Here is a 9,051-nt window from a genome sequence, read left to right on the forward strand (position 1 = left end):
ACACCCGAACCTGCCGACACGGCTACACCCGAACCTGCCGACACAGCTACACCCGAACCTGTCGACACGGCTACGCCTGAACCTGTTGACACAGCTACACCCGAACCAACCGACACGCCAACGCCTGTAGACACCGATACACCGACGGCGACCGCAACTCCGTCGCCGGCTCCGACTGATACGCCCAGCCCAGAGCCAACGGCCACGGCGACCCCCACGCCGACACCGACTGCCACAGCAACATCAACACCGAAGCCAACGAATACACCTACGGTCGAGCCAGATCCCACCGATACAGCCACGCCGGCATCCAGTGTGACTCTGGTACCTGTCCCCACGGCAACGCCCGCTGCCACATCGCAGGCCCTGCGCAGGGTGCCAGGCCTGGATACACTGACCAACGGTGGGGAAACGGCTGCGTTTCCCTACACCATGGTTCGGTTTTTGGGCGATATGACCGACGAAGGGCACGATGTGGTTCGCACACCGGCCCGAATCGTCAAACCTTATCTATCGGTATTCGGGGTTATCATTCTGATCGATGGCCACCCGGTGCAGGCGTTCGAATATCCGGATGATGAGACTTTGGCCGCCGATATGATGGGGTTTGGGCCCGGTGCCGATTCCCACGGAAGCCATCTATTGTTTTGGGAGGCCCCCCCGCGTGTATGGAGAAATGGCCGCCTTCTCCTGTTGACTGTGGGTCCCGACGATTTCACCAGCGATGCCATCGCTTCGGTATTGGGTGATCCAATTATCGGCAATTGATCCAAGCGCAATGTCCCGGCTGATCCTGGTAAAACATTCGTTACCCCAGATCGATCCCCAAATCCCTTCGGCCACATGGAGGCTCTCCGAAGTGGGCCGAACGCGTTGTCTGGCCCTGGCCTCCACACTTGCCGACTATAAACCTGATGCGGTGGTGGCCAGTGTTGAGCCCAAGGCACTGCAGACAGCACAAATTGTCGGGCAACGGCTCGGGCTGCCGGTGGAAACTGCCCCCGACCTCCAGGAACATGATCGGCGAAACGAGCCCTGGCGTGATGATCCCGCAGAATTCGAGAGGTCTGTGCAGGGCCTGCTTGAGAATCCCCAGGAGTTGGTATACGGAACTGAAACAGGGGCGCAGGCTCTGAGACGATTTTCCTCGGGCCTCGCGGCGGTAACCGGCCGGTACCGGGATCAATCGGTAGCCGTCGTCTCCCACGGTACTGTCATTTCGCTCTTCGTGGCACAGGTCGCCGGCCTGGAACCGGTATCGTTCTGGAGGTCGTTGGGCTTACCCTCGGTTGTGGTGTTGTCTCAACCCGACCATCGACTGGAGGCAGTCTTCTTTCACCTGGATCAATAGTCCAGGCTGCTGCCGCCGATAAACTCTCGTATGACTGAATCGTGGGGAACGGGGGAGTCATCTTCCACGGGTTCGATTACCTTCAGGAACTCGTTGACTCGTTCTGCACGCTGGAAGGCATCCTGGTGCAGGGGATCATCGCGATATTGAACCGCCCATTGCGCGAAATCGGCACCGAGACGGGCCGAGTACAGGGATAGTTCATAGGGCATCGCGCTGTTTATGATGGCGTCACTGCTGCCGTGGAAGGGAATTATGTTGCGCATTTCGCTGGAACGCACGTAGTGCCAATGCTCAAGGGTTTGCTTGGGCTTGTAGGCCCGATGCACCGAATCCCGCAGCATGCGCCGAAGCAGGCGCAGGTCGGTCCAGCGGATGTAACGGCCGTCGGGCCCCTTCATCTGGAGCAACGGCTCCAGATAGAGCCGGAACTTTCGTTCGTCCGGGATGCCCTCGGTCATGGGCGGAAAGAGCCCATGAAGGCTGTCGATGAGCAGTATCTCGTTTTTCCTCAACTGCAACGGCGTTTGATCCAGCTGGCGCGTGCCGGTCTTAAAATCATAGAGGGGGACCAGGACTTCATGCCCGTCGACCAGCCTCTGAAGGTGTTGGTTGATCAGGGCAAGGTCGAGCGCCTGGGGCGTCTCGAAGTCATAGTCGCCAAATTCGTCTCTGGGATGCAGTTCGAGATCAAAAAAGTAGTTGTCGACGTTGAGGGTGACGAATGACAGGTCGTTGGACTTCAGCCGCTGCTCCAGTTTTTTCGTCGAGGTAGTTTTGCCCGATGAGGATGGCCCACTGACGATGACCATCCTGATCTCATCACTGCGCCCGGCAATCATCCGGGCGGCATGGCTGATATCGGCCTCATATGCCGACTCTGACTGATGAACGATCTGCGGGAATTCACCGCGGCGAATTCGGCGGTTGAGCGCCTCGACAGTGTGCAGATCGTGAGTTACAGCCCAATCCAGGACCCGCCAGAGCTTGGCCCAGGGGATGTTGTCTCTGGTCTCCGCAGCTTTTTCGGCAGCATGTTCCCGGCGCTGGTTTCGCTCCTCCCGATAGAGGATATAGGCTTTAGCTACCGTTGCATGGCCGTTTTCGATCAGAACCTTTTCGACCATGTCCTGGATTTCCTCAATCTGAGGAATGTGCCCTTCCGGGGACCTGTCTTCCAGGGCCTGTACGACCTGTTGGGAGAGAAATTTCGCCCGCGCCCGATCCCGGCCACCTACGGCTACAGCCGCTCGATAGATGGCATTGGTGATCCGCTCGGCATTAAAGGGAACAACGGCGCCGCTGCGCTTTACCACATGGGTGATCTCTGCCATGATATTCCTCCGATGTGCAGGTCCGTTTGCTATCTCCTCCGTAACCTTCAGTCATACGCCTGGCTTTCTTCGCTCAGCATATTTCTTGCGGAACCTGGCCAACTTCGGCGTGATTACCACCTGGCAGTAGGGCTGCCAGCTGTTGTCCCGATAGAAGCTCTGCTGATTATCCTCGGCTCGATGGTAGTTCGAGAGCGGCGTAACCTCGGTAACGATCGGGTCTGACCAGATTTCAGCGGCTCCAAGTTCGCGGATGACCTCATTGGCAACCATCTTTTGCTCGTCGTCCTCGTAAAAGATCGCCGACCTGTACTGGGTGCCTGCGTCAGCTCCCTGGCGGTTGAGGGTCGTCGGATCGTGGATGCTGAAGAATACCTCGAGAACCTCTCGAAAACTGATCTCCCGGGGATCATAGGTCACCTGGACGACCTCGGCGTGTCCTGTCGATCCGGTGCATACCTGTTTGTAGCTGGGATTATCCACCCAACCGCCGGCATAACCAGATTCGATGGAGTCCACTCCCTGCAATTCCTCGAATATGGCTTCCAGACACCAGAAACAGCCGCCACCCAGGGTGGCTGTTTCCCTGTTGAGTTCTTTCGCCTGTCCGTTCTGTTCGCTTTTCATCTCTTTTATCCCAACCTGGACAAGCCAGAGGAACGCTGATTACGCAGACCTTCGGCGCAGATTATCGCTGATCTTTTTTCTGATTGACCTGCGATTGGTTCTTCAGGTGATCACTCACCGATGACTTCATCCCGTCCGTTCCGCAAAATCGATGCCAGATCAGGAGCTTCGAAGAGATCGGACTTGAGCACTTTGCCGTCATCTCGGAAGACAGGTTGGCCGGCTGCGTCCAGTTTGCTCATGTTGCTGCGGTGCACCTCGTCAAACAGTGCCCCGGCCAGGTCTTGCAGCCCGTGCGCCACAAAGGTGCCAAGCAGGACATAAAGCATGTCGGTGAGCGCGTCCGCTACCTCGACAATGTCTCCACTGCCTATGGCCGAGCGGTATTCCCCCAGCTCTTCCTCAAATAGCCTGACTCGAACTGCCTGGACGTCCTCGGGAAGCGTGGCGGCCGGTTCGTAGTTGATGTAGCACTGAAAGGTCTCGTGAAACTGCTCGAGTTTTCTCAGTTGATCCTGCATGTGGGTGATGTCCAGATTGGATAGGGCGACTGTGATCAGTCCAGGAAGACAGGCAGATTGCCCAGGGCAATGACTTCAGACCAGTCTGCGTTGCCCTCGGTGAAAACGGCAGCGACCTGGCTGATGTTGCCGTTTGCCTGCGTGACCACTTCTTTCATTCCTGTCAGCGTACTGCCCGTACTAACGACGTCGTCAACCAGCACAATGTCCTTGCCGGCAATCAGGTGCTGATCCTTTTCATCCAGGAAAAGGGTCTGTGGCTTGCCTGTAGTGATTGAAATGGTCTGAGAGCTGATGGCGTTACCCATGTATGTCTTGTACGTTTTGCGCAACACGACGTAAGGCAGACCCATGAGGGCGCTCATTTCGTAGATAAGAGGTATGGCCTTGGCCTCAGCTGTCACAAGAACGTCGGCCGGCGTGTCCTTGAGAAGTTCGGCCAGCGCCGCTGCTCCCGCCTTGACGACGAAAGTGTCGCCTAACATGTTGAAGATGGCAATCCGCACACCTGGGGCAACCTCGAACAGCGGAAAGTGCCTGGTGAGGCCGGCTACCTCGACGGAAAAGGTCTCGCGTTCGGTCATGATTCGTTTCAAACCTCATGGGATGTAGTATTCCGCAATGCCGACGGTTGCTGCATCTCTGCAGCCGCATGACAGTATACACAGGAACGCCGGGGGAGCAATCGCGACCAGCGTGACTACTGGTTGGTTTCAGCAACATGAGCCACCGACTGGCGGATCAGTTCGCGCAGCGTCGGGATATCTACATCATCCAGCTTGTTGATGTAGAGACATGATTTGCCGGTTTTGTGCCTGCCCAGATCCGCCAGCAAGGCGTCGTAATCGTCAAATCCCGACATGATGTAGAGTGTCAGGTTCTGCTTTCTGGGGGAAAAACCAACCAGAAACCAATCTCCTTCTCGTCCGGACGCATATCTATAGTGATAGCTGCCAAAGCCGACGATGTTGCTGCCCCACATCGACGGCTCTTCTCCGGTGACCTCTCGCAGAAGCTCCATGATGGCGAAACTATCCTCGCGCTTCTTTTCCTGCGGAACGCTGTTGAGAAAGTCCTCGACGCTGGCATCATTCTTCTGTGTTTTCAACTCAGCCATGGGACAAAAACCTCCATCAACGAGCTGGCGGCAACTTGGCTGCCTGTCTAAGGGATAGACCCAGGGCTGCCACCGCCTGTGGCGGATCGTCGCTGCTGTCCGCCAGTTCGACCAATGCACTACCCACGATGACGCCGTCGGCGATCCCGGCAACTTGAGCCGCCAATCGAGGGTTGCCGATGCCAAAGCCCACGGCGATATAGGGACGTTCGTCGACGGGCAATCGATCAGTGATCTCCCGTACCTCTCTTACAAAGCTGCCCAGGTCGCTGTTGAGCGTGTCTCGAGCGCCGGTGATGCCGGTCACACTTACCAGGTAGACGAAGCCCCTGCTGCGCTTCACGCCCAACTCGATGCGAAACGGCGTGCTTGTGGGCGCCAGCAGATAGATTGGTGCGATGCCGCGGTCGAGACACAGCCTGGCCAACGCTTCAGCTTCAGGCTCATCGGGCGGCAGATCGGGCACGATGAGCCCGTCCACCCCGGCCCGGCTGGCCTCTTCGACGAAGCGCTCGGGCCCGTAGGCAAGAACGGGATTGATATAACCCATCAGACAGAAAGGCTTATCGGGGATAACGCGGCGCAGCTCTTTTACAGCAGCCAGGCAGTAGGCAACGGTTACGCCATTGTCCAGAGCCTGTTGACCGGCCGCCTGGATGGTAGGTCCATCCGCCAGGGGATCGGAGAAGGGGAGGCCCAACTCGAAGAGATCGGCACCGGCGTCGGCCAGGGCACCGATCACCTGGGGGGATGTCTCCAGCGTAGGGTGGCCCAGCATCTGATAGGGCATGAACGCCGCCCGGCTCTCTCGATGGGCCTGGGCAAATGCTGCCCGGATGCGTTCAACTCCTGAGCTCATTGTTCGTTTACCTCGTTTTCCGTCGATAGCCTGCCGGGTCGTGCGCCCAACGCCCGCATGGCGGTGTCCAGGTCTTTGTCGCCCCGGCCACTCAAGTTCACCAGAATCACTTGATCGCGGCCCATCTGCGGCGCAAGCTCCAGGACGTGAGCGATGGCGTGGGCGCTCTCCAATGCCGGGATAATGCCCTCCAACTCGCTCAACAGTCTGAAGCCCTCCAGGGCAGCGTCATCGGTAGCATAGGTGTATTCGGATCGGCCCAGGTCTCGTAGCAGGGCATGTTCCGGGCCAACCGAGGCGTAATCCAGGCCTGCGCTGATGGAATGGGTCAGCGCGATCTGGCCATCTGCATCCTGCATAACGTAGCTGCGGGTACCGTGCAGAACTCCCAGGCGTGCAGTTTCAGGGTCAGCGAAGCGAGCTGCGTGTTCTCCCGATTCGATGCCTCGCCCGCCCGCCTCCACACCGATCAGACGTACCTGCTCGTCGGCCAAAAAAGGGTGAAAGATGCCGAGAGCGTTGCTGCCGCCTCCTACGCAGGCGACGATGGCGTCGGGCAATCTGCCCGGACCGCCGGAAGCCTCATCGAGCATTTGCCCTCGTGCTTCGCGGCCGATAACACTCTGGAAATCACGCACGATGGTCGGATAGGGGTGGGGACCCAAAGCTGAGCCCAGCAGGTAGTGGGTCGATTGCACGTTGGTGACCCAATCGCGGATGGCCTCGTTGATGGCGTCCTTGAGGGTTTTGCTGCCGGCATCCACACCGCGAACTGCTGTTCCCAGCAGCTTCATGCGAAAAACGTTTGGCGCCTGGCGCCCCATGTCCACCGTACCCATGTAGACCACACACTCGATGCCCAACAGGGCCGCTGCGGTCGCCGTCGCCACACCATGTTGGCCGGCGCCGGTCTCCGCCACGATTCGCTTTTTACCCATACGTTCGACCAAGAGGGCCTGCCCCAGGGCGTTGTTGATCTTGTGGGCACCGGAGTGTGCCAGGTCCTCCCGCTTCAAGTAGATCTGCGCGCCGCCCAGGTGCCGGCTGAGCCGCCGGGCATGGGTGATGGGTGTTGGCCTGCCGACATAGGTGTGGAACAGGCGGGCCAGTTCCGCCTTGAAGGCGTGGTCGTTGTACGCCTGTAGATAGGCCTCTTCCAACTCGTCCAGCGCCGGCATCAATGTTTCGGGAACGAATCGGCCACCGTAGGGACCAAAGCGGCCACGCTCATCTGGCCACCGATACCCGGATAATTCACTCACGATGCCAGGGTCTCCTTCCACAGACGGGCTCTTTCAGCTAGTTCCGTGATCAAATCGCTCTTGCCATCGGTGTAGCGGTGGACATCATGGGGATACTGCTTGGCCAGTTGTTGTTTTAGTTCGGCGTAACGACTGGCTTCCCCGGGATGGGTCTTGAGATACTCGACCAGGTCCAGGTGGCGCGCGATCTCCGGGTTGCCAGTCTGGAAAACGTGTACATGATAGCGGCGTTCGCCCTCCAGGTCCTTGCTGAAATAACACCGGCCTGGGATGCCAAGCTCACCTTTCGGGACATAGCCAAGGGCGATCATCTCATCGTTGAGTAAGTCGACTTTTTCGATCTCTTTGACCTCCGGCAGGATATCGATGATTGGTTTGGCAACGATGCCCGGGATAGCTGTGCTGCCCATGTGGTGAATGGCCACCAATTCCTGTCCAAATACCTGTGCCAACCGAGCTGCCTCTTCAGCGAAACGAAGGGGCCACCGGGGATCGTGGGGAACGACCCGAGTACTTCTGGTCCGGCGTATTAGGTGTGGTTCGCAGCGCAACAAAGCCAGCGCGCTGTCTCCGTCGGTCATGCGGCCATCCCGCGCCATCTGCAGGGCCTTTTCAACCGGCACCAATTGCACCTCGATCTGTTCGGTGGCCTCCAGTTGCTGGTCGCCGTTCAATGCCACCCCTACAGCCAAAAAGATCGTGCAGCGAGCGTCGGCGGTTCCGTTCATGCTGTAAAACCAGCCGATGTTACACATCTCAACACAGGTGGCGCCAGCTTCCTGCAGCAGTTCCTGGCGGGCAACCTCCTCCGGCGGCAGGCCTGCATTGTCGCCCAGGCCACCGGCCGGCATCTCCCAACACCAGTCGTCGACGGTGTAGCGATAGCTGCGGATCATTACCACCTGACCGTCACTTGTTAGCGGCACAACGGTAATGAAGCCCGGATGTTCCTGGTAGGTAAAGGTGATTTTTTGCCCGGCGGGCAAGCGTACCTGGTCTTGACGCAGGTTGTGCCAATGGCTGCGGAAAGGGCGTTCGGTGCCAAGTCTGTGCCACCCCAGGCTTTCGCCCAGCGGTTTTTCGTCAGATATTACAGATTGGCTCATCGTGAACTTATCCCTGGGGGGGGTTGGGCGTCGCCGAATTGAGCTTTCCCGAAATCCTGCCATGCTTCCGGCAGGGGAACAATGGTGGCGCGCAAACTGTCGTCGATGATCTCCAGCATACCAACCGAAACATATTGGCCCGGCTGTGTCTTACGATCCAGGATGTTGAGATAGGTGCTGCCTGGGTTGATCACCAGGACACCTTTGACATCGCCGATATAGGGACGGTGGATATGGCCGCAAACCACGCAATCGACCTGATCCTGCTCAAATTGCCGGCAGACGTTGGCATAAAAACGTGGGGCCAGGAAGAGACGCTGTCCAAAAAACATGTTCCAGGTGGTGCCCGGCATCTCCAGCCAGCGGGGCCTGTTGCCGTGGATCAACCCGATCCGTTTTCCTTCAACCTCAATGACCTGGCGCAGAGGCAGGTGATCCAGACCGATGTCCTGGTCACCGCGGACGGCATGGACCGGTGCAATCTGTCCCAATACTTCCAGGACTTCAGGCCCGGTCAGATCGCCCGCGTGGAGGATCATCTCAACACCTTCAAAGGCGCGGTGCACCCCCGGGTGGAGTCGCGATGTCACGTGTGGTATATGGGAGTCAGCTATAAGTCCAATTCGCATAGCGTTTCTCACTCGTGTCGGAGGTCCGCGGACCGATGACCGCAGACCGTCTGTAACCGACCACCGACCGCTGACCACCGACCGCCTTCGACTGTTCGCTCACAACCATCTGCCGTCCGTCGTCTGCGGTCTTCTGGAAGTCGTCTTCTGGAAGCGGTCAGCGGTCTGTCGTCTGCGGTCTTCTGGAAGTCGTCTTCTGGAAGCGGTCAGCGGTCTGTCGTCTGCGGTCTTCTGGAAGTCGTCTT

The 9,051-nt window shown here is 58.3% G+C and carries 11 protein-coding genes; 2 read left to right on the plus strand and 9 right to left on the minus strand.

The features are described 5' to 3' along the window. Positions 1 to 768 (plus strand): hypothetical protein (locus U9R25_05780; protein MEA3335400.1); only part of this gene is annotated, 768 nt, incomplete at its 5' end. Positions 769 to 778: 10 nt separating this feature from the next. Continuing rightward, entirely contained in the window at positions 779 to 1,351 is a 573-nt protein-coding gene (locus U9R25_05785) for a histidine phosphatase family protein (protein ID MEA3335401.1), read from the plus strand. Here U9R25_05785 and U9R25_05790 read toward each other — a convergent pair. The 9 genes from U9R25_05790 to U9R25_05830 all read right to left on the minus strand — a co-directional run bounded on the left by U9R25_05790 (position 1,345) and on the right by U9R25_05830 (position 8,806). After that, positions 1,345 to 2,685, minus strand: coding sequence for an ATP cone domain-containing protein (locus U9R25_05790; GenBank protein MEA3335402.1), 1,341 nt, complete (start codon positions 2,683 to 2,685; stop codon positions 1,345 to 1,347). The two genes, U9R25_05785 and U9R25_05790, sit on opposite strands and share 7 nt — an antisense overlap. Before the next feature lie 51 nt (positions 2,686 to 2,736). Next, on the minus strand, positions 2,737 to 3,312 hold the full coding sequence (msrA, locus tag U9R25_05795) for a peptide-methionine (S)-S-oxide reductase MsrA (protein MEA3335403.1): 576 nt from the start codon (positions 3,310 to 3,312) through the stop codon (positions 2,737 to 2,739). A 110-nt stretch (positions 3,313 to 3,422) separates the two neighbouring features. Further along, the gene (locus tag U9R25_05800; GenBank protein ID MEA3335404.1) at positions 3,423 to 3,833 is read right to left on the minus strand and encodes a nucleoside triphosphate pyrophosphohydrolase family protein; all 411 of its coding nucleotides are present in this window, start codon (positions 3,831 to 3,833) and stop codon (positions 3,423 to 3,425) included. 35 nt (positions 3,834 to 3,868) lie between these two features. Further along, entirely contained in the window at positions 3,869 to 4,417 is a 549-nt protein-coding gene (locus U9R25_05805) for a phosphoribosyltransferase family protein (GenBank protein ID MEA3335405.1), read from the minus strand. A 116-nt stretch (positions 4,418 to 4,533) separates the two neighbouring features. Next, positions 4,534 to 4,950 carry a DUF1801 domain-containing protein gene (locus U9R25_05810; GenBank protein MEA3335406.1) on the minus strand — a complete coding sequence of 139 codons (417 nt, stop codon included), beginning with the start codon at positions 4,948 to 4,950 and terminating at the stop codon, positions 4,534 to 4,536. Positions 4,951 to 4,966: 16 nt separating this feature from the next. Continuing rightward, on the minus strand, positions 4,967 to 5,809 hold the full coding sequence (gene trpA, locus U9R25_05815) for a tryptophan synthase subunit alpha (GenBank protein ID MEA3335407.1): 843 nt from the start codon (positions 5,807 to 5,809) through the stop codon (positions 4,967 to 4,969). Beyond that, positions 5,806 to 7,071 (minus strand): tryptophan synthase subunit beta, encoded by a 1,266-nt coding sequence (gene trpB / locus U9R25_05820; protein MEA3335408.1) that lies wholly within the window; start codon positions 7,069 to 7,071, stop codon positions 5,806 to 5,808. Before trpB ends, trpA begins: the two co-directional genes overlap by 4 nt. Continuing rightward, the gene (locus U9R25_05825; protein ID MEA3335409.1) at positions 7,068 to 8,177 is read right to left on the minus strand and encodes a GrpB family protein; all 1,110 of its coding nucleotides are present in this window, start codon (positions 8,175 to 8,177) and stop codon (positions 7,068 to 7,070) included. The genes trpB and U9R25_05825 overlap by 4 nt, the downstream gene beginning before the upstream one ends. Continuing rightward, entirely contained in the window at positions 8,174 to 8,806 is a 633-nt protein-coding gene (locus U9R25_05830; GenBank protein MEA3335410.1) for a metallophosphoesterase family protein, read from the minus strand. The genes U9R25_05825 and U9R25_05830 overlap by 4 nt, the downstream gene beginning before the upstream one ends. Positions 8,807 to 9,051: the final 245 nt, after the last annotated feature.

This window comes from Chloroflexota bacterium (genome assembly GCA_034717495.1).
In the GTDB taxonomy this organism is placed as follows: Bacteria; Chloroflexota; Anaerolineae; order JAAEKA01; family JAAEKA01; genus JAYELL01.

Excerpts from the sequence above, each read along its gene's own strand:
- U9R25_05785 (MEA3335401.1), top strand. The coding sequence starts at position 779 with ATGTCCCGGCTGATCCTGGTAAAACATTCGTTACCCCAGATCGATCCC.
- U9R25_05790 (MEA3335402.1), bottom strand. The coding sequence starts at position 2,685 with ATGGCAGAGATCACCCATGTGGTAAAGCGCAGCGGCGCCGTTGTTCCC.
- msrA (MEA3335403.1), bottom strand. The coding sequence starts at position 3,312 with ATGAAAAGCGAACAGAACGGACAGGCGAAAGAACTCAACAGGGAAACA.
- U9R25_05800 (MEA3335404.1), bottom strand. The coding sequence starts at position 3,833 with ATGCAGGATCAACTGAGAAAACTCGAGCAGTTTCACGAGACCTTTCAG.
- U9R25_05805 (MEA3335405.1), bottom strand. The coding sequence starts at position 4,417 with ATGACCGAACGCGAGACCTTTTCCGTCGAGGTAGCCGGCCTCACCAGG.
- U9R25_05810 (MEA3335406.1), bottom strand. The coding sequence starts at position 4,950 with ATGGCTGAGTTGAAAACACAGAAGAATGATGCCAGCGTCGAGGACTTT.
- trpA (MEA3335407.1), bottom strand. The coding sequence starts at position 5,809 with ATGAGCTCAGGAGTTGAACGCATCCGGGCAGCATTTGCCCAGGCCCAT.
- U9R25_05825 (MEA3335409.1), bottom strand. The coding sequence starts at position 8,177 with ATGAGCCAATCTGTAATATCTGACGAAAAACCGCTGGGCGAAAGCCTG.
- U9R25_05830 (MEA3335410.1), bottom strand. The coding sequence starts at position 8,806 with ATGCGAATTGGACTTATAGCTGACTCCCATATACCACACGTGACATCG.